We start from the raw sequence: 18,050 nt of genomic DNA, 5'->3' as shown, positions 1-18,050 counted from the left end.
GAACCAATTCTGCGGCCCAATATTTCAACAATTTCAATATATTAACCCTAATACCAGATAGAATCTGCGTAACTCGCCTCTAGCGCGAAACTTGCAAGGATCGGGGCAATTGAAAGGCGCGGCGACAATGAAATTCCTGTTTCATGACGGACACGGTCATCTCGAAGAGAAGTCCAATAATTTTACCGCGATGCGGATATTGTTCGCGCTGATCGTCCTGTATGGCCACGCCCTGATGATTCCGCTCGGCCTGCCCTTTGACGGGGCCTGGGCGATGAGTGTGGACTTCATCGTGCAATGCGCCCTGGACGGATTTTTCATCCTGTCCGGCTACATGATCACCGCGAGCGCCATGAAATCACGCAGTATCGGTCATTATGCCAAGGCCCGCTTCTTCCGGATCTTCCCTGGTCTGATCGCCACGGTTCTCATGCTCTGGCTCGTCGTCGGTCCACTTTTTACCACCTTGCCGGCGACCGAATACTGGGCACAGAGCCAGACCTGGCTCTTCCCGCTCAAGCTGATCGCCCAGATCGACCCGATGGCCGGTCTGCCCGGCGTGTTCGACGCCTCGCCGATGGGCGAGAGCATGAATGGCCCGCTCTGGACGATCCGCTATGAGTTGATGGCCTATGTCGGCGTCGGCGTGCTGATGGCTGTCGGCCTGTATCGCAAGAACGCGCAAGTTCTCCTGTGGACCGCGCTCACCCTCGCCTTCGGCATGCTGGTCGAGACGTTCGGCTATCGCGGTATCGGCGAGGAAACGATCGGGACGCTGGCCCGTTTTGCGCCGGCCTTCATGGTTGGCGCCGCTTTCCATGCCGGCCGCCGCTATCTGCGCCTGACTCCGGTTTTTGCCGGCCTGGCCATCCTTGCCGCCATCGCGACACAACATCTGCCAATCGGCTGGATGATGCTGGATATCGCCCTGGCCGCCAGCTATCTCCTGATCGGCTATGCCCGCATTCCGGGCCGGGCCGGCGAGCAGGTCCGCAATGTCGAGGATGTCTCCTACGGCATCTATATCCTGCACTGGCCGCTCGGCATGATGGCTTTCTCCCTTGTGCCTGGCCTGACCACGACAGAATTGGCCATGCTCATGGTCCCGCTGGCGGTCATGGGTGGCTGGGGATTGCGTGTTCTGGTCGAGAAGCCGGCCATGGTCCTGCGCACACGGCTGAGCCGTCGGCAACCTGCCGCCACGCTGACCCCGCCCGCACAGCCAGGCTGAGACACCCCCCGGACTGGGAATCGCTCCCGAAACGTGCAGAACTCATGATCGCACGTTCGGGGGGACGCATGGACAAGCCGAATACCGGGCGATTGTCGGCGTTCTGGGGCTCGCCGCACTCGACCCGGCACTTGCGAGGAGTGGTGTGGACGCCCTTCCGGCGTTCGCCCTGACCGCCGCTATCCTGCTCGGTCCGGCTCTGATTTCCGGCGGTCTTGCCTGGGGCATTTACCGGCATTCGCGGATTGCAAGCCTTGCCGCGATCATCTGGACGCTCACACTCTGCATCGCACCGATTGCCCGTCTGGTGAGCGGCCTGCCACTGGGCGCACTCCTGCCACTCCTGTTCAACGCGGCCATGCTCACCACACTGGCCTGGGCGACCATGGCCAATTTCGCCTGGCACCGCTTCCAGCGCGGCGACCTGGCCGATCCCGACGTATTTGAGTGAGCGGGCCCGCCCCGGATCAGCTCCGGAAGGGGTCCTGCATCAGGATAACATCCTCGCGCTCCGGCGAGGTCGAGACCAGGGCGATCGGGCATTCGATCAACTCTTCGATGCGGCGGACATATTTGACCGCCTCGGCCGGCAGATCGGCCCAGGAGCGGGCACCGGCGGTTGAGCCTTCCCAGCCCTGCAGCTCTTCATAGACCGGCTTGGCCTTGGCCTGGGCTTCCTTGCCCGCGGGCAGATGGTCGAGGCGCTCGCCATCGACCTCATAGGCGACGCAGACCTTGATCGTCTTGAAGCCGTCAAGCACGTCGAGCTTGGTCAGGGCGACGCCATGCACACCGCCGACCTGCAGGGTCTGGCGGGTGATGACGGCATCGAACCAGCCACAGCGACGCTTGCGACCGGTGACGACACCGAATTCATGCCCGCGCTCGCCCAGCATCTGGCCATCGGCGTCATGCAGCTCGGTCGGGAACGGCCCTTCGCCGACGCGGGTCATATAGGCCTTGGCGATGCCCAGGACATAACCGACATCACGCGGACCGACGCCGGTCCCGGCCGAGGCCTGGCCAGAGACGGTGTTGGACGAGGTGACGAAGGGATAGGTCCCGTGATCGACGTCCAGCAAGGCGCCCTGGGCACCTTCAAACAGGACTTTCTGGTCCGACTTGATGGCGTCTTTCAGGACGCGCCAGACCGGGGCCGCATAGGGCAGGATTTTCGGCGCGATCTCGGTCAGCTCGGCGACCAGGGTCTCGGCGCTGTATTCAGCATGGCCCAGGCCGCGACGCAGGGCATTGTGGTGATGGAGGATGTCCTTGACCCGCGCCTCGAGGGCGGCCGGGTCGGCCAGGTCGATGACGCGGACGGCGCGGCGCCCGACCTTGTCTTCATAGGCCGGGCCGATACCACGACGCGTGGTGCCGATCGGCTCGCCATCATCGCGGTTCTCGCGCAGGGCATCGAGCTCGCGGTGGATGGGCAGGATCAGGGTGGCCGTCTCGGAAATCTTGACCACATCCGGGGTGATCATCACCCCCTGCTCGGCGATGCGATCAACCTCGGCCACAAAGGCCCAGGGATCAACGACCACGCCATTGCCGATGACCGACAATTTGCCGCGAACAACACCGGAGGGGAGCAGGGAGAGCTTGTAGACGTTTTCGCCGACAACGAGCGTATGGCCGGCATTGTGACCGCCCTGGAAACGGGCGACCACATCGGCGCGGTGCGACAGCCAGTCGACCAGCTTGCCCTTGCCCTCATCGCCCCACTGGGCACCCACCACGGTAACATTGGCCATGAAAGCCTCCTCGCCTGCGGGTCCGCACGCGCGCGAGCCCTGTCCGCGGGCCGATTATTTGTCACGAAGCCGTTATTGGGGCCAGAGCCGTTTGCAGGAATACGGTGGATTGAGTAGCCTCGTGCCCAGAAAGTCGCTGGGGAGCACGATCAAAGGGGAAAAATCATGGTTTCAGCAAAATCCGTTCTCATCGCTGCCGGCTTCGGCCTTCTGGGCGTGGGCTCGACCTTCGCCCAAGCCGCCAGCCCGGCGCCCGACGCCTGCGTCGGGGCGCCCTGGGACGCCTTCGATTTCTGGGTCGGGACATGGAATGTCTACGCCCCGGACAATGGCGACACGCCCGGCCCCTATCTCGGCCATAACGTGATCGAGCGTATCAATGGCGGCTGCCTGGTGACCGAACACTGGGTCGGCGCCAGCGGCAATGCCGGCGACAGTCTCAATGTCTATGACCCGCTGGTCGGCGCATGGCGCCAGGTCTGGATGAGCAATGGCTGGTATATCGACTATACCGGCGGGCTTGATGATGACGGCGCCATGGTCCTGACCGGCGAGGCCTACACGATCCCGACCGACACCCGCGCCCCGCTGCGCGGACGCTGGACCCCAAATGCCGACGGTACGGTCACCCAGCGATTCGACCAGGGCGATGCGGAGGGCAATTGGACGACGGTCTTTGTGGGACTCTACGTGCCCGAATCAGCCGATCCGCGCGCGGGTGACGCGGCCGCCGCACGCGGCGACTAGCCTCCGGCCTCCGGTCTCGGACCTCAGGCCCCCGGGAGGGTCCGGCCGATGGCGAGGAAGCGTTCGCGGCGCTGCAGGCGCAGGGCTCTGGAATCCATCTGCTCGAGCTGGCCGAGATGCTTCTCGATGGCATTGCCCACTGCGGTCATCGTCGCCTGGGCATGACGGTGAGCCCCGCCAACCGGCTCGGGAATGACCTGGTCCACAATCTTCATCGAGAGGAGGTCCGGCGCGGTGATTTTCATCGCCACGGCGGCATCCTTGGACCGGGTGGAATCATTCCACAGGATGGAAGCACAGCCTTCCGGCGAGATCACCGAATAGATGGAATGCTCCAGCATCATGACCGTATTGGCACTGGCCAGGGCCACGGCCCCGCCGGAGCCGCCTTCACCGGTAATGGTGGAGATGAGCGGCGTGCCAAGCGTCAGGCAGCGCTCGGTCGAACGGGCGATGGCCTCGGACTGTCCGCGCTCTTCCGCGCCAAGGCCGGGATAGGCACCGGCCGTGTCGACAAAAGTCAGAACCGGCAGGTCAAACTTCTCGGCCAGGTCCATCAGGCGGATCGCCTTGCGATAGCCTTCCGGACGCGCCATGCCGAAATTGTGCTTGATGCGGGTTTCGGTGTCGTGACCCTTCTCATGGCCGATCACGACCACGGAACGACCGCGGAACCGGCCCATGCCGCCGACGATGGCGGCGTCTTCGGAGAAACGGCGATCACCGCACATTTCCTCGAAATCCTCGATCAGCGCCTTGCGATAATCGCGGAAATGCGGGCGCTCGGGATGGCGGGCGACCAGCGTCTTGCGCCACGGATCGAGCTTGGAATAGAGCGAGGCGAGCTGTTCATTCGCCTTATGACGCAGACGCGCCGTCTCTTCCGCCGTATCGGGAGCATCGTCACCCGCGAGGGATTCAAGCTCTTCGATCTTGGCTTCCAGCTCGGCCAGCGGCCGTTCGAAATCGAGATAGGTACGAGTGGGGTCGGACATGTCCTGCCAACGCCTGTGATCACAAAAGTGGAGGGCAACCTAACGACCCCGCCGCGGGGCCACAAGTCTCAAAAGCCGCGCTTACGCATACGTCAAGCCGAACCGCCATCCTCACTGTGTCGCGCCAGGGGGTGAGCCGACTGGACGAGAGATTTCAGCCTTTCATCAAGGACATGGGTGTAAATCTGCGTGGTCGATACATCGGCATGGCCGAGCAGCATCTGTACGCTGCGCAAATCGGCACCTCGCGCCAGAAGATGGGTCGCGAAAGCGTGGCGCAGCACGTGCGGCGAAACCCTGGCCGGATCCAGCCCCGCCGCCAATGTCAGATCGCCGAGTATCTGGGCGAAGCGTTCACGCGTGAGATGCCCCCCCTTCGCGGTCTGCGAGGGAAAGAGAAAGCGCCCGGCCTTGCCGGCCTTGCTCTTGTCTGCCGGCATGTGCGCCTCGCGAACCGTCTTGTAGACGGCCACGGCATCCAGCGCCGCCTGGGTCAGCGGAACCAGTCGTTCACGGCCGCCCTTGCCGGTGATCTGGATACAGCGTTCGGCCCGCACGAAAGCCCCCAGCGGCAGGGAGACCAGCTCGGTCACCCGCAATCCGCCGGCGTAAAGCAATTCCATCAGCGCCCGGGTTCTTGCCCCCGCCGGGCCGGGCAGATCGGCCGCCGCCGCGAAAAGTGCATCAACATCGGCTTCGGAGAGAATCTTGGGCAGCGCCCGCCCCTGCTTCGGCGCGCGCAAAGGCGTGGCCGGATTGTCGGCCCGCACACCGTCGGAAAGCAGGAAACGGTAGAAGCGCTTGATCGCCGACAGGCGCCGGGCCGCAGTGGAGGCCGCGAGCCCGTCGGCGGCAAAGCCGGCCAGAACGGATTCGAGATGCGCGGTGTTCGCCGTCTCCAGCTCCGCCCCCTGGCCGCCCAGGCGGCCGGCGACATCCACCAGGTCGCGACGATAGGCATCGAGCGTATTGACCGACGCGCCGCGCTCGGCCGCCATCATGTCGAGAAAGAGCGCAATCAGGGTCCGGTCCTGCGACCGGCGTTCCGACTGCGCATTGCTCATCGCGCCCTCGCGATCACCCGCTCCAGCACGAGGGCGCGGGCATTGTCGCGCAGGCCAGCCGCGTCCAGCGCCGCTATGGCACGGCTGAAGGTGACCGGGTCGGCGGAGGTTTCCGGCCGGTTGAGGAGGCTGACGGCCAGCAGTGTGGATTCCGCGCGGGCGCCGGCCCTTTGGCTCATTTCCATGACCGCCAGATCCGGCGTCCCGGCCATTTGGCCCAGACCCAGGACCGACAGGCGTGCCGAGCCGGGCAATCGGGCACCGAGTTCGGCCAGTGCCAGACGTTCGCCCAATGCCTCATCGCCCTGGCTTTCCAGCCAGGCCGCCAGAACGGCATCGAAATTCCCGCCGCCCAGCGCATCTCGCGCGATGGCAAGAGAGAGATCAAGCGCAACCATGCGGCGCGGCGACGGCGCTTCCCATTCCATTTCGGGCTCGACCGCGTCGACCGGCGTCCCATCGGCATAGACGAGGCGTCCATCGGCCGTTTCCAGAATCGGCTGGCCGACACGTTCGGCCGCTCCCGGCCGACGCGGCGGGCCGTCGATCAACGCATCACGCCAACGCGCAGCGGCCCGCAAATCGCCGACAATCACAGCGGCCAGGGCGAGGTCATAGCCGTGCTCGAGGGTCGCGGCGGTCACCGGCAGGGTTTGGATCTCCCGACCATGATGACGCGCAACATGGATGAAACGCGATGCCTCACGCTCGTCGGACAACAGATAGCCAAGCGCTTGACCGGCCAGTTCCCGGTCCCGGGCCTGCACCATGAGGTCTTCCAGCGCGTGATGGCGATCCGGCCCGCTCAGGGCCAGCGCGGCCTCGAGGGCGGCCACACCGTCGTCAACCGGCACGGGTTCATAGATCGGGCGGTGCGCCAGCGAGGCCAGCCAGGCCGGCGCATCGTCGGCGACAACCGGCAGGAAAGCCTCCGGATCGACCAGATAGCGCGACATCGCAAAGTCCAGCCCGCTATCCGGTGCTGCGACACCATCCGCGACCGGTGTGCCCAGCGTCATGGCGAACAGGCGGGCGTCAAAATCATCATCTTCGGAGGTCGCGCGCGCCAGTTCAGCGGTCAGCTCCGCCGCAGCGCCCTGCCCGTCAAGCGCCAGGCAGAAAGCGCGCCGGCGCAGCCAGTCCGGCGCGTCCCGGTTCTCGATCAGGGCATTCGCAGTCTGGCAGGCCCGGTCGGTATCGCCGAGGGCAAAGCCCAGTTCGGCATGGCTCACGGCAAGGCTCGGGCGCCGATGAATACTCGGCGTGCGCTCCAGCAGATCGAACGCGTCATGCGGCCCGCCTGCAGCGAGCAACCGGTCCACGCGCAATTCGGCGAGTCTGGCATCACCGCGGCCTGCGGCCGGCGGACGCCCCCCGCTCAACAGGATGAGCCGCGCCGTATCGCCAAGCGCTTCGCTGGCATAGCCATTCCCGTCAGTCCCGGGCAATCGGGTCAGGACCGCTTCCGCCATGTCGCGGTCGGTCCCGGACCACAGCCGGTCACCCAGTCCGCGATCCGTCAGCGAGACCTCGAGCGGGTCCAGCGCATCCAGCTGCTCAACCTCGATCGGATTCTGGGCGACGGCAGTGCCGCCCAGGAGCGCTGCCAGCAGGCTAGCGCGGGAAATCGTCTTCCAGCTCGACACGCACATTCTCCCGGGTCGGTTCAAGGCCGTTGGCAATCAGGACCAGCGTGCCGAATCCGATCGCGACGAGACCGGCGATAACCGCCACACCCACCAGAAAACCACGCATGAAACCGACTCCTTGACCCCGTGAAGACCCACCTTCGCACTGCGGGCCGTACCGCGCACGAGCCTAACCCTGATTGCGGCGATTTCCAGACCGTTTATACCGCTAGCATGTCGCGTGTTCACATACCGCAGAAATCGCTCGTCCTGATCGGACTGATGGGCGTGGGAAAAACCACGGTCGGGCGTCGGCTTGCGCATGCGCTGAAGCTGGACTTCCGCGATGCCGACGAGGAGGTCGAAAGGGCCGCCGGTCGCAGCGTGTCCGAGATATTCGAGGATTTCGGCGAAGCCGCCTTTCGGGACGGCGAACGCAAGGTCATTGCCCGCCTCCTCGAGGAACCGCCCCTGGTCCTGGCCCTGGGCGGCGGCGCTTTCGTCGATCCGGAAACCCGCGAGCGGGTGAAGGCACGGGCGACGTCGATCTGGCTGCAGGCGGATGTGGAAACCCTGGTCAAGCGCGTCTCGCGCCGCGACACCAGGCCGCTTTTGCGCGGGGACGATCCGGAAACCGTGCTGCGCGCCTTGCTCGACAAGCGTCAGGCCGCGTATGCAGAGGCTGACATCCATGTGGATGCCTCCGGCGGTTCCCATAATCTGACGCTGGATTTGATTTTGCGGGCTCTGGATGCCCGGGAGACGTCAGCGTGAGCGAGATCTTGCGGGTCAATGTCGGTCTGGGCGAGCGCGCCTATGACGTGCTGGTCGGATCCGGCGCCCTCGCGGCTGCCGGCGCTGAGTTGAGCGAGCGCTTTCCACGCGGCCGGGCCATTCTGGTCACCGACCGCCATGTCGCCGGCCTGCATCTCGAGCGCGTCAGCGACCAGCTCGCCAGCCTGGGCCTGCGCGTGGACCCGATCATTGTTGAACCCGGCGAAACCTCGAAAAGCTGGGCCGGGCTGGAACGTGTGGTCGACGCGCTTCTGGACCGCAATGTCGAGCGTTCCGAAGCCATCATCGCGCTGGGCGGCGGTGTGATCGGGGATCTGACCGGCTTCGCGGCTGCGGTTGCCAAACGCGGCGTCGACTTCATCCAGATCCCGACCACGCTTCTGGCCCAGGTCGACAGTTCGGTTGGCGGCAAGACCGGTATCAATACGCGTCACGGCAAGAATTTCGCCGGCGCCTTCCATCAGCCGCGCCTTGTAATCGCGGACCGCGACTTGCTCGCCACCCTGCCTGATCGCGAAAGACGCGCCGGCTATGCGGAAATCGTCAAGGCGGCGCTGATCGGCGACGCGCCTCTCTTCGACCGGCTCGAAGCGGCCGGCGATCGTGTGCTCGACGGTGCCGATCTGGACGCTGCTGTCGCAGCCGCCATAGCCTTCAAGGCGCGTATCGTCGCCGAGGATGAGCGCGAAGGCGGGGTCCGTGCCCTGCTCAATCTCGGCCATACATTCGGTCATGCCTTCGAAGCCGACGCCCCCAAGGACGCCATCCGGCATGGCGAGGCCGTCGCTGTGGGGATCGCCCTGGCCTTTGCCTATTCAGCGCATCGCGGCGACTGCCCCGGCACCGACGCCGACCGTGTCGCCGCTCATTTGCGGGCCGTGGGCCTGCCGGCGAGCCCCGCCGAGCTTGCCCACACGGATTGGGATGCCGCATCCCTGGTCGCCCGCATGCGCGACGACAAGAAGAATCGTGATGGCCGCATCACCCTCATTCTCGCCCGCGCCATTGGTGACGCCTGGATTGACCCGGCAGCCGATGAAGCCGACCTTCTTGCCTTTATGGAGACCCAGCTCTCATGAGCCTTGACTGGACGATTATCGGACCGGCCCTGACCATTGTCGGCCTGCTCCTTCTGTCAGCCTTCTTTTCCGGTTCCGAAACGTCGCTGACCGCGACATCCCGGGCCCGCATGCTGCAGCTCGAGCGCGACAAGAACCCGGCCGCGGCACGCGTGAATATCCTGATCTCCGACGGCGAAGGCCTGCTCGGCTCGATCCTGCTCGGCAACAACCTCGTCAACATCCTGGCCTCGATGATTGCCGGACAATTGTTCGAAACCCTGCTGGGCGGCAATAGCGTTGTCTGGGCGACGCTGGTCATGACCATCCTGGTCCTCGTCTTCGCCGAGGTGATGCCCAAGACCTACGCCCTGTCCAACCCGGAACGCTTTGCCCTCGCCGTGTCGCGACCCATCCTGCTGGTGGTTCGCGTCTTCGCGCCGGTGGTCGGGGCAGTGCAATTCGTGGTGCGCAATGTGCTGCGGACCGTCGGGGCCGATGTGGACGGTCCGGTCCTGTCCTCGCATGACGAATTGCGCGGCGCGATCGCGCTGCATCACGAGGAAGGCGGCGTGGTCAAGGATGACCGTGACATGCTCGGCGGCGTGCTCGACCTGAGGGACCTGACCGTCGACGACATCATGGTCCACCGCAAATCCATCCTGATGATTGATGCCGACAAGCCGTCCGAGGCGATCGTCACCGAGGCCCTGCACTCGCCGCATACCCGACTGCCGATCTACAAGGGCGACAACGAGAACATCATCGGCATTCTCCATGTCCGCGACATTGCCCGCGCCCTGCACGAGGCGGACGGCAATGCGTCGGTCATCGACATCGACTCATTGCGCCGCGATCCCTGGTTCGTCCCGGAGACGACCGAAGTCCTCGACCAGCTCAATGCCTTCCGCGAAAAGCGCGAACATTTCGCGCTCGTCGTTGACGAGTATGGCGCCCTGATGGGTCTGGTGACGCTGGAAGACATTCTCGAAGAGATCGTCGGTGCCATCGAGGATGAACATGACGTCGCCGTCGAAGGCATCCAGCCCGACGGCGACTCCGTGTGGATCGTGGATGGCACCCTGCCCATCCGCGACCTCAATCGCGCCCTGGACTGGGAATTGCCCGATGACGAGGCGGTCACCATTGCCGGCCTGATCATCCATGAAGCCCAGACCATCCCGGAACGCGGACAGGTCTTCGGCTTCCATGGTGCCCGGTTTGAAGTCGTCGAACGGCGTCGTAACCAGATCACCAAGCTGCGCGTCTCTGTCAGCCCGGACGATGTGGAAACCGGCGCCTAGGACGGCGGCATGTCCGGGCCGGGTGTGGCGTCCGCATCGACCAGGTCGCGATAGGCATCACAAGTGCCGCGCGGCGTCTCTGTCTCGACCGTGTCCTGCCCGGCGCGGGCTTCGTCGACCAGATCGCCCAGCGCATCGGCGAACACGCTCGACAAATCCATCACATCGGCAAGATTGGTGAAGGCATCGGGGCCATCCAGAATGGTGGTGACGCCGCCACCCGAGGCGAGATGATTGCGGGACGCCCAGCGGATCGCAGCGACCTGGCGACCGTCGCGGTCGAGAATTTCCGCTTCCACGCCCAGGGCGCCGATCCCCAGCGGGACGCGCGGATTGAGCGGGCCCGGCACAGCCGCGCCGAGAAGCCGCGAGACGCCGGTGGTGGCAATATTGTTGCGACGGATGCCACTGACCGCAGCCTGGACCTCACCATCGATGTCGGCATCATGCGCCTCACCGCTATGGCTCATCCCCGACAGCATCGGCCGGACATCGAAACCGGCCCGGGCCAGCCGCTGACAGACATCGCGGGACAAACGCACCCGCACATCATCCAGGCGGGCCGGCGCGAGATCGCCGTCGATATCGGCTTGCGGCGCGATGCTGACCGGCGGGAGGTAGAGGACACCCATTTCGGCGAGCGCAGCACTGTCGGCATACTCCTCGACTGCCAGAAGACGCCGTTCGCCCGGCGCCAGTCGTTCAGTCGAGGACAGCGTGGTGGGCGTTTCGAAACTCGTGCTGCAGGCGGCGGTACCGGCAGCAACAAGTATTGGAAGCGCAAGCGTGCGCGTTTTGCGAAGCATGATGTGGTCCCTTGTTGCCAGAGCGCCGCCTCGCCTGACCCGGGACGCGGTTACTCTGCTTATTCGGTTGAAGCCCGTGCCCGGATCACAAGAGCATGGACGGGACCGGCCAACTCCTCGGCCAGCGCCTCATTGACAAGGCGATGCCGGGCCACCCGGGTCAGCCCGTCAAACCGGCTGGCGGTGATCTCTACGGTGAAATGGCTTTGACCGCCGGGCCTGGCCCCGGCATGACCGGCATGCAGATGGCTGTCATCGATCACCGACAAAGTGCTCGGCGTGAAGGCTTTTTGCAGCTTGCTCTCGATCCGCGCGGCGACGTCGCCCATAAATACACCTCTTTGTTCATCGGCTTCATTGCCGCTTTACAGACGCATGACCATAATTGGGGATCATGTCTGAAGCCTACAATTATAAACCGCGGTTCCGCGACATCCGCATCAAGCCGCCCAAGGACAAGCCGGCGCCGGAAGAGCGTGTCTGCGAGTGGCCGGGCTGCCGCAAGCACGGCGATAGCCGGGCGCCGAAATCCAATGATCGCCTGAATGATTTCTACTGGTTCTGCCAGAGCCACGCGTCTGAATACAACAAGTCGTGGAACTTCTTCGAAGGCATGAGCGAGAACGCGGCCCAGTCCTTCCGCGAAAGCGCGGCCTATGGTCACCGCCCGACCTGGGGCTGGAAGAATACGCATTCCGCGTCGGCAAAGGCTGCGAAAGCCAGCCGTGACTTCGCTGACGGGTTCAATGATCCCTACGGCATGTTCGGCGACCGCAAGGACCCGCACACCGAAGCACCGCGCGAGAAATCACTGGGTCGACTGCAGACCAAAGCCCTCGAGACCATGTCCCTCGATGCCGATGTCGACCCGTCGACCGTTCGCAAGCGCTATGCAGAGCTGGTCAAGCAATTGCACCCGGACGCCAATGGCGGTGACCGTTCCAGCGAGGAACAATTGGGCCGGGTCATCGCCTCCTACCAGATCCTGAAAAATGCCGGCATGGCCTGACCACCGGATGAAAACACGGTCATCAGGCTGACACACAGCCGATAATCAGGCTGTCTATCTTGCGCGGATCAGCAGGCACAAGGGGACTGATACTCATGGACTGTGGAGCAATCGCAGCGGCGATTTTGGCACTGAGCACCCAGACGGGCGAAACTTACGAATGCGCCGACAGCGAGGCCGGGCTGGCAGTGGCGCGCGACAGGGCCAGCGCCGAACATTTTCTGCAGGCGATGGAAACCGGTCAGCAGGCTTTCATCCACCATTTCGACCGGACACCGGCTCCCGCCGCGATCGTGCACGGCAATGCGGCACGCAACAGCCTTACCCCGGCACTTGAAGCTGCGGGCTTTGGGCGCGTTCTGCCCTGGATCGATGTGGCGGAAGAAGCCGAACAGCAACGCCTGCGCATCCGGGCGCAGATCGAAGCCCAGGCACCCGGCCTGCCGGATGCGCAAATCGACGCCATGGTCGCCCGGACCCAGGCCGGGCGCGCCGATGAAATCACCACCATTGAACCCGAGATCGAGCGTGCCGCGATCGCCCATGAACTGGGCCATCTCTGGTATATCGACAATTTCTGGCCGATCGAAAGCCATGGCGCGGCTCACTATGGAGGCCAGGCTCCGGACTGGCTGGACGAGATGGCCGGCGTCGCACTTGAGACCGGCGCCTTGCTGGACGACCGCAGGGCGCAGCTGCGTGACAGCGATGGCCAGACGCCACTCCCGCTCGAGGAATTCCTGCGCATTGAGCATCCGCTGGCAACGCTTGCCGCCGCCATCGCCGAGCGGACGGAAATGATGTCCGGCGGCTCCACCTCGGATGCCGCACCGGAAGGCGGAATGCGGATGATCCGATTGTCCGGTGACGATGCCGAAGCGCTGATGGCCGAAGCGTCGATTGATCCGAGCAGCTACTACATCATGGCCCGCGGCTTCCTCGATTATCTGTCAGATCGCGCAGGCGCGGCGCCGCTCGCAGAAATCTCGACCGCACTGGGCAATGAGACCGATTTCGAGACATGGTTGGCCACCGAGGGCGCCCGCCACGGCCTGCCGACCAGTCTCGACGCGCTCGACGCCGATTGGGAGACATGGCTGGCAAATCGCTGACCCGCGGCCGAGCGCCCCGGAATGGCGGCGCACGGCCACGCATCAGGGCTAACACTTTGTTTGCCTTCCCGACCGATCCTCGGTCCGGGTCAGCAAGCCGGGACATTTCATGTCTGACAGTTCAGGGACAGCCCTGCCAATACGACTCATTGCGATCGGTCTCGCGACGCTGCCCCTGCTCTACATGATGTTGTGGTCCGTCATGATTATCGGCAGCTTTACCGGCCTGTGGCATCCGCGCCTCGGGGATCTGGATGTCGGCAGGGCAATCCTGCGCGCCGCGCCCATCGAAATCATCGGCTTTGGTGCCATGTCCCTGTTCTGGCTTGTCGGCGTCAACCTGCTCGTGCGGAACCATCGGGCCACCGTTTTCGCCCTGAGCGCCGGCAGCCTTGTCCATATCGCGGTCTGGCTGAAAATCACCGATGGCCAGTATTATGCCGGCCAGTTCGGCCTGGTCATCATCCTGCTGGAAATGCTCGCGATCACCCTCGCTCACTACATCACCCGCGGCCGCCGGGTGATCTGAGCGGCATGCAGTGTCTGTCATTGACTTGAAGCCGGTGCGGGCGTGCGATACCTCCGTAATGTCCGACGATCACGCACCGCAGCAAATGACGTGTGCGTCCAGCCATAAAGACCGGTTCGATGAGCGATAGTTTCCCCCTCTCCACGCCTGATGCCAAAGCCAATTGCGAGGCGCTGTTCGGTTTCGATCCGGGCTTTGAGGTGGCGATGTTCTCGACACCCGACGAACACACGCCGATCCTGGATCCGGACTATGTCTTCGATCCGGCCACCACGCGCGCCATCCTGTCGGGCTTCGCCTTCAACCGCCGCGTCATGGTCCAGGGCTATCACGGCACCGGCAAGTCGACCCATATCGAGCAGGTCGCCGCGCGCCTCAACTGGCCGATGGTCCGGGTCAATCTGGACAGCCATGTCAGCCGGATCGACATGGTCGGCAAGGACGCGATCGTGGTGAAGGACGGCAAGCAGATCACCGAATTCCAGGAAGGCATCCTGCCCTGGGCCCTGCAGCGCCCGGTCGCCCTCCTGTTTGACGAATACGATGCCGGCCGTCCGGACGTGATGTTCGTGATCCAGCGCGTGCTGGAAGCCTCGGGCTCGCTGACCCTGCTGGACCAGACCAAGGTGATCCGGCCGCACCCGTCCTTCCGTCTGTTCGCGACCACCAACACGATCGGTCTGGGCGACACGACCGGCCTCTATCATGGCACCCAGCAGATCAATCAGGGCCAGATGGATCGCTGGTCGATTGTCGCCACGCTGAACTATCTGCCACGCGAGACCGAGAATGCCATCGTGCTGTCCAAGATGAAGACGCTGGCTGGAACCGAAGAGGGCCGCAAGCAGGTCGAGGACATGGTCAAGGTCGCCGACCTCACCCGCGAGGCCTTCATCAATGGCGACATTTCCACCGTGATGAGCCCGCGAACCGTGCTGACCTGGGCCGAGAACCACGAGATCTTCGGCGATCTCGGCATGGCCTTCCGCCTCACCTTCCTCAACAAGTGCGACGAACTGGAACGCCCGGTGATCGCGGAAATGTACCAGCGGGTGTTCGGCGTGGATCTGCCGGAAGCCCCGGTGAAGAGCGCGGCCAGCGCGGCTTAGGCGACGAGCGCTTTTTCTCACGCGAAAGTTGACTTAGCATTCCCGAAAAGGGGATGCGAATGAAGCGCTTTTGCCTGGGGGTCGCCCTTCTGATCGGTTTCACAGGCAGCGGCCCAGCGGATGCCTGTCGCGCTTGGCTTGGCAATCCAGCCTACGAACCGACCATGGCAAACTTTGTGGGATCGTATCCGGAAATCTATCTGGCCCGGGCGGTTTCAGCGGTCCGCGCGCCGGCCCCCGAGCAGCCCTATCCCGATCTGGAGCCTCTGTACGATTATCAGTTCGACATCGTCGAAGTGCTGCGAGGCCCTGATCAGGGCCAGATCTTTCAACGCGGATCCACACCGTTCTCAGGTCCGCCAAGCGTCTCCTGCCTCGAACAGGGGCAATCCCTGGATGACCGCGCTTGCAACGTCGAAGTGACCAACTTGACCCGGCGCAATTGGGCTCACCAGCTAGCCGACGGCGGCCACCGGGACTGGTCGAGCTTCCATTCCATGTCGCCCTACGCGCAGGCCGGAATGGGAGCAGCCGAGGCCATTCCTGCTGACGGCGCGGAGGACCTCATCATGATTTCCTGTGGCGGTAAAACGCCCAGCTTCGAGATCGGCGAGACCTTCCTGATCATGCGCGGCAATCCGAACGTCTGGGACGAACGCTTCGGGCTCAACTACCAGCTGATCACGCGCGATGATGACCTCTGGCTGGAGGGCGTTCGCTACCTGGTTGAGAATCCGGACGCAGCCTTCCTCCCGGAGAGGCGCGTTGCCGACATTCTGGCCGAATTCGGCACGCCGGAAGTCGTGACTTTCGGAACCTGCGAGCATGACCCCGACGAGGTGTTTTACGACGAAGTCTACATGGCCGGGTTCAGCCGCATGATGCCGTTCGCGCGTTTCAGCTATCTCGACGACGATACGATCGTGACCTTCCATCAGCGCGATGAATTCGCGAGCGAGGCCCTGACACACTGCCAAAGCGGCGGCGCCTTCGTGCTCTTTTCAGAAGCGCTCGGCTTCGAGCGCGACAATGAATCTTACGCGCTTATCCCGCCCTTCCCGGTTCGCGACGGGGTGGTCGATTTCACCCACCTCCCCTCGCAATGGGCCGTTGAAGGCCCGAACCAGATCCCCTTGCGGGACGTGCTCAGCTGGCCTGCCGTCGTTGCGGTCGAGGCTCCGACGCCTTAACCCACGCTCTCATCCAACTCGGCCGCTATCACTCGCAGCCCATCCTCGCCGCGGGTGACCGTAACGATGAGCGCCGCACCCGGTTGGAACAGCTCGATATCCACCGCCTCATCGATCGCAAACGGCATGACCATGGCGCCCATGCCCAGTTCCGGCATGGCTTCATGGCGCAGGAGCGTGGTGCGGGCCTCCGTATCGACGGTGCGGACATCAGCGGACACGACTGACTGGGCGGCGGTCTCGGCATCGGCCATGGCGTGGCCGCCATGATGGCCGTGATGATCGGCGGCGGAGGCGGCGAGCAGGAGGCTGGTGGCGAGAAGCGTGATCATGGGTGATGTCCTTGATGCGGGTTGGTGGAGGCCGGCGCGTCTGACGTGTCCGTCGTGTCAGGGTCGATCCCGTCGCGGGCCAGCTCGTCGGCGCGGGCTGCACGAGCCTCGCCCTCGGGATTGTCATACCAGCCCGGATCGCCGTCGCCGGTCAGACGGTCGCGGACTTTCAGGATGGTGAACATGCCGCCCATGGTGATGTAGTCGCGCGGACCGGGTGCGCCGACCATGGGCAGGGAGTTGTCCGGCACCGGCATATGGCCCATCTCGATATGCTGCCCCATCTCGCCCATCCCGTCCTGGCCCATCGTCATATAGGTCGGCAGGAGCGCACCGACGGCCCGGTCGATGCGGCGGGCATTGACGCCGGTGAGATTGGGAATGCCATGGCCCATCTGGTTCATGACGTGGTGGGTCATGTGACAATGCATGGCCCAGTCGCCGGGATTGTCGGCCACGAAATCGACCGTCCGGGTCGAGCCGGTCGGCACCAGCACGGTCGTGTCCGGGTGGCGCGCCGAGACGGGGATCACCCCGCCATCGGTCTCGGTGATGGTGAAGGCATAGCCGTGCAGATGGATCGGGTGATGATCCATGGCCGACAGATTGCCGAAGCGGATCCGGACCCGCTCGCCGCGCTCGGCGACCAGGGGCGAAGTGCCGGGATAGCAGCGCGCATTCATGGTCAGGATGTTGAAATCACCCATCGCATTGGGATCGGGACGTTCGGCGCCGGGGTGCAGCACCCATTCCGACAGCATGATGGCGTAATCGCGATCGGGACGCGGTCCCGTCGGCTGGCGCGGATGGACGACGATCATGCCCATCATGCCCAGCGCCATTTGGGTCATCTCGTCATGGTGAGAGTGGTACATGAAAGTGCCGTGCTGGCGGAAGGTCCACTCATAGACGAAAGTCTCGCCGGGATGGATGGCGCGCTGGTTGAGACCGCCCACCCCGTCCATGCCCGACGGCAGGATGACACCATGCCAGTGCACGGTCGTCGGTGCCGGCAGGCGATTGGTGACATAGACCCGCACCCGGTCGCCCTCGACCGCCTCGATGGTCGGGCCGTGGGTGCGGCCATTATAGCCCCAGGTTTTGGCATCCAGACCCGGCGCGAAACTGTGCTCGACCTCTTCGGGGATGAGATGGAAGACCTTCACCCCTTCGACAATCCGGTAGGGCAAGGTCGCCCCGTCCGGTGTGACCACGGGTGTGTAATCGCGGCCCGCCCGTCCCGGGGAATAGGTCCGGTCATGCGGCACTGACGCGCTGTGGGCACGCGGTGGAACCGGCTGGGCGGAGGCCGAGCCTGTGGCGAGCCCCGTCGCAGCGAGGCCGGCGGACCCGGCCAGCAGGGCATCCCGTCTGGAAATCCCCA

General features: G+C 64.3%; 20 protein-coding genes. 11 read left to right on the top strand and 9 right to left on the bottom strand.

The window, feature by feature from the left end; all coding sequences use genetic code 11:
• Positions 1 to 127 precede the first annotated feature (127 nt).
• Complete coding sequence (locus JXQ94_RS02110) at positions 128 to 1,231, top strand: acyltransferase family protein (RefSeq protein ID WP_421922168.1); 1,104 nt, start codon at positions 128 to 130, stop codon at positions 1,229 to 1,231.
• Positions 1,232 to 1,376: 145 nt separating this feature from the next.
• A complete protein-coding gene (locus tag JXQ94_RS02105; protein ID WP_421922167.1) occupies positions 1,377 to 1,682 on the top strand; it encodes a hypothetical protein in 306 nt (101 codons plus the stop codon).
• A 16-nt stretch (positions 1,683 to 1,698) separates the two neighbouring features.
• Here the strand turns inward: JXQ94_RS02105 and JXQ94_RS02100 are convergent, their stop codons facing one another.
• Positions 1,699 to 2,988, bottom strand: coding sequence for an adenylosuccinate synthase (locus tag JXQ94_RS02100; RefSeq protein ID WP_421922166.1), 1,290 nt, complete (start codon positions 2,986 to 2,988; stop codon positions 1,699 to 1,701).
• Between the two features lie 165 nt (positions 2,989 to 3,153).
• Between JXQ94_RS02100 and JXQ94_RS02095 the strand changes: the two genes are divergently transcribed.
• Positions 3,154 to 3,735: a hypothetical protein gene (locus JXQ94_RS02095; protein WP_421922165.1), complete on the top strand. Its 582-nt coding sequence runs from the start codon at positions 3,154 to 3,156 to the stop codon at positions 3,733 to 3,735.
• Positions 3,736 to 3,758: 23 nt separating this feature from the next.
• Here the strand turns inward: JXQ94_RS02095 and JXQ94_RS02090 are convergent, their stop codons facing one another.
• From JXQ94_RS02090 to JXQ94_RS02075, 4 genes are all read right to left on the bottom strand, one after another.
• Positions 3,759 to 4,730 carry an acetyl-CoA carboxylase carboxyltransferase subunit alpha gene (locus tag JXQ94_RS02090; RefSeq protein WP_421922164.1) on the bottom strand — a complete coding sequence of 324 codons (972 nt, stop codon included), beginning with the start codon at positions 4,728 to 4,730 and terminating at the stop codon, positions 3,759 to 3,761.
• A 92-nt stretch (positions 4,731 to 4,822) separates the two neighbouring features.
• A complete protein-coding gene (locus JXQ94_RS02085) occupies positions 4,823 to 5,794 on the bottom strand; it encodes a site-specific tyrosine recombinase XerD (RefSeq protein ID WP_421922163.1) in 972 nt (323 codons plus the stop codon).
• Positions 5,791 to 7,440 (bottom strand): hypothetical protein, encoded by a 1,650-nt coding sequence (locus tag JXQ94_RS02080; RefSeq protein ID WP_421922162.1) that lies wholly within the window; start codon positions 7,438 to 7,440, stop codon positions 5,791 to 5,793. The genes JXQ94_RS02085 and JXQ94_RS02080 overlap by 4 nt, the downstream gene beginning before the upstream one ends.
• Positions 7,409 to 7,549, bottom strand: a complete 141-nt coding sequence (locus JXQ94_RS02075; RefSeq protein ID WP_295695401.1) for a hypothetical protein — start codon at positions 7,547 to 7,549, stop codon at positions 7,409 to 7,411. The genes JXQ94_RS02080 and JXQ94_RS02075 overlap by 32 nt, the downstream gene beginning before the upstream one ends.
• Positions 7,550 to 7,656: 107 nt before the next feature.
• On the opposite strand from JXQ94_RS02075, the gene JXQ94_RS02070 reads away from it, so the two are divergent.
• From JXQ94_RS02070 to JXQ94_RS02060, 3 genes are read left to right on the top strand one after another with little or no spacing between them, the layout of a single operon-like run.
• Positions 7,657 to 8,196: a shikimate kinase gene (locus JXQ94_RS02070; RefSeq protein ID WP_421922161.1), complete on the top strand. Its 540-nt coding sequence runs from the start codon at positions 7,657 to 7,659 to the stop codon at positions 8,194 to 8,196.
• The gene (gene aroB / locus JXQ94_RS02065; RefSeq protein ID WP_421922160.1) at positions 8,193 to 9,296 is read left to right on the top strand and encodes a 3-dehydroquinate synthase; all 1,104 of its coding nucleotides are present in this window, start codon (positions 8,193 to 8,195) and stop codon (positions 9,294 to 9,296) included. The genes JXQ94_RS02070 and aroB overlap by 4 nt, the downstream gene beginning before the upstream one ends.
• Positions 9,293 to 10,579 (top strand): HlyC/CorC family transporter, encoded by a 1,287-nt coding sequence (locus tag JXQ94_RS02060; RefSeq protein WP_421922159.1) that lies wholly within the window; start codon positions 9,293 to 9,295, stop codon positions 10,577 to 10,579. The genes aroB and JXQ94_RS02060 overlap by 4 nt, the downstream gene beginning before the upstream one ends.
• Here JXQ94_RS02060 and JXQ94_RS02055 read toward each other — a convergent pair.
• Positions 10,576 to 11,385 carry a hypothetical protein gene (locus JXQ94_RS02055; RefSeq protein WP_421922158.1) on the bottom strand — a complete coding sequence of 270 codons (810 nt, stop codon included), beginning with the start codon at positions 11,383 to 11,385 and terminating at the stop codon, positions 10,576 to 10,578. The two genes, JXQ94_RS02060 and JXQ94_RS02055, sit on opposite strands and share 4 nt — an antisense overlap.
• A 59-nt stretch (positions 11,386 to 11,444) precedes the next feature.
• Positions 11,445 to 11,714 carry a BolA family protein gene (locus tag JXQ94_RS02050; protein ID WP_421922157.1) on the bottom strand — a complete coding sequence of 90 codons (270 nt, stop codon included), beginning with the start codon at positions 11,712 to 11,714 and terminating at the stop codon, positions 11,445 to 11,447.
• Between the two features lie 65 nt (positions 11,715 to 11,779).
• On the opposite strand from JXQ94_RS02050, the gene JXQ94_RS02045 reads away from it, so the two are divergent.
• From JXQ94_RS02045 to JXQ94_RS02025, 5 genes are all read left to right on the top strand, one after another.
• Positions 11,780 to 12,394, top strand: a complete 615-nt coding sequence (locus tag JXQ94_RS02045; protein ID WP_421922156.1) for a J domain-containing protein — start codon at positions 11,780 to 11,782, stop codon at positions 12,392 to 12,394.
• Between the two features lie 95 nt (positions 12,395 to 12,489).
• Positions 12,490 to 13,506: a hypothetical protein gene (locus JXQ94_RS02040; protein ID WP_421922155.1), complete on the top strand. Its 1,017-nt coding sequence runs from the start codon at positions 12,490 to 12,492 to the stop codon at positions 13,504 to 13,506.
• A gap of 109 nt (positions 13,507 to 13,615) precedes the next feature.
• Complete coding sequence (locus JXQ94_RS02035; RefSeq protein WP_421922154.1) at positions 13,616 to 14,035, top strand: hypothetical protein; 420 nt, start codon at positions 13,616 to 13,618, stop codon at positions 14,033 to 14,035.
• A gap of 119 nt (positions 14,036 to 14,154) precedes the next feature.
• Positions 14,155 to 15,144, top strand: a complete 990-nt coding sequence (gene cobS, locus JXQ94_RS02030; protein WP_421922153.1) for a cobaltochelatase subunit CobS — start codon at positions 14,155 to 14,157, stop codon at positions 15,142 to 15,144.
• A gap of 59 nt (positions 15,145 to 15,203) precedes the next feature.
• Entirely contained in the window at positions 15,204 to 16,334 is a 1,131-nt protein-coding gene (locus JXQ94_RS02025; RefSeq protein ID WP_421922152.1) for a hypothetical protein, read from the top strand.
• Here the strand turns inward: JXQ94_RS02025 and JXQ94_RS02020 are convergent.
• Positions 16,331 to 16,666 (bottom strand): copper-binding protein, encoded by a 336-nt coding sequence (locus JXQ94_RS02020; RefSeq protein ID WP_421922151.1) that lies wholly within the window; start codon positions 16,664 to 16,666, stop codon positions 16,331 to 16,333. The genes JXQ94_RS02025 and JXQ94_RS02020 overlap by 4 nt on opposite strands.
• Positions 16,663 to 18,045 (bottom strand): multicopper oxidase family protein, encoded by a 1,383-nt coding sequence (locus tag JXQ94_RS02015; protein WP_421922668.1) that lies wholly within the window; start codon positions 18,043 to 18,045, stop codon positions 16,663 to 16,665. The genes JXQ94_RS02020 and JXQ94_RS02015 overlap by 4 nt, the downstream gene beginning before the upstream one ends.
• Positions 18,046 to 18,050 lie beyond the last annotated feature (5 nt).

Source organism: Maricaulis maris (genome assembly GCF_049116555.1).
GTDB lineage: Bacteria > Pseudomonadota > Alphaproteobacteria > Caulobacterales > Maricaulaceae > Maricaulis > Maricaulis maris_C.
Note: the sequence above shows the minus strand (reverse complement) of the source record. Positions and strands in the feature narration are given on the sequence as shown.

Bases quoted from the DNA above. Each gene is read 5' to 3' on its own strand.
- JXQ94_RS02040 (WP_421922155.1), top strand. From the start codon at position 12,490: ATGGACTGTGGAGCAATCGCAGCGGCGATTTTGGCACTGAGCACCCAG.
- JXQ94_RS02060 (WP_421922159.1), top strand. From the start codon at position 9,293: ATGAGCCTTGACTGGACGATTATCGGACCGGCCCTGACCATTGTCGGC.
- JXQ94_RS02075 (WP_295695401.1), bottom strand. From the start codon at position 7,549: ATGCGTGGTTTTCTGGTGGGTGTGGCGGTTATCGCCGGTCTCGTCGCG.
- JXQ94_RS02085 (WP_421922163.1), bottom strand. From the start codon at position 5,794: ATGAGCAATGCGCAGTCGGAACGCCGGTCGCAGGACCGGACCCTGATT.
- JXQ94_RS02090 (WP_421922164.1), bottom strand. From the start codon at position 4,730: ATGTCCGACCCCACTCGTACCTATCTCGATTTCGAACGGCCGCTGGCC.
- JXQ94_RS02045 (WP_421922156.1), top strand. From the start codon at position 11,780: ATGTCTGAAGCCTACAATTATAAACCGCGGTTCCGCGACATCCGCATC.
- JXQ94_RS02100 (WP_421922166.1), bottom strand. From the start codon at position 2,988: ATGGCCAATGTTACCGTGGTGGGTGCCCAGTGGGGCGATGAGGGCAAG.
- JXQ94_RS02095 (WP_421922165.1), top strand. From the start codon at position 3,154: ATGGTTTCAGCAAAATCCGTTCTCATCGCTGCCGGCTTCGGCCTTCTG.
- JXQ94_RS02035 (WP_421922154.1), top strand. From the start codon at position 13,616: ATGTCTGACAGTTCAGGGACAGCCCTGCCAATACGACTCATTGCGATC.
- JXQ94_RS02055 (WP_421922158.1), bottom strand. From the start codon at position 11,385: ATGCTTCGCAAAACGCGCACGCTTGCGCTTCCAATACTTGTTGCTGCC.
- JXQ94_RS02025 (WP_421922152.1), top strand. From the start codon at position 15,204: ATGAAGCGCTTTTGCCTGGGGGTCGCCCTTCTGATCGGTTTCACAGGC.
- JXQ94_RS02050 (WP_421922157.1), bottom strand. From the start codon at position 11,714: ATGGGCGACGTCGCCGCGCGGATCGAGAGCAAGCTGCAAAAAGCCTTC.
- JXQ94_RS02020 (WP_421922151.1), bottom strand. From the start codon at position 16,666: ATGATCACGCTTCTCGCCACCAGCCTCCTGCTCGCCGCCTCCGCCGCC.
- JXQ94_RS02070 (WP_421922161.1), top strand. From the start codon at position 7,657: ATGTCGCGTGTTCACATACCGCAGAAATCGCTCGTCCTGATCGGACTG.
- JXQ94_RS02110 (WP_421922168.1), top strand. From the start codon at position 128: ATGAAATTCCTGTTTCATGACGGACACGGTCATCTCGAAGAGAAGTCC.
- cobS (WP_421922153.1), top strand. From the start codon at position 14,155: ATGAGCGATAGTTTCCCCCTCTCCACGCCTGATGCCAAAGCCAATTGC.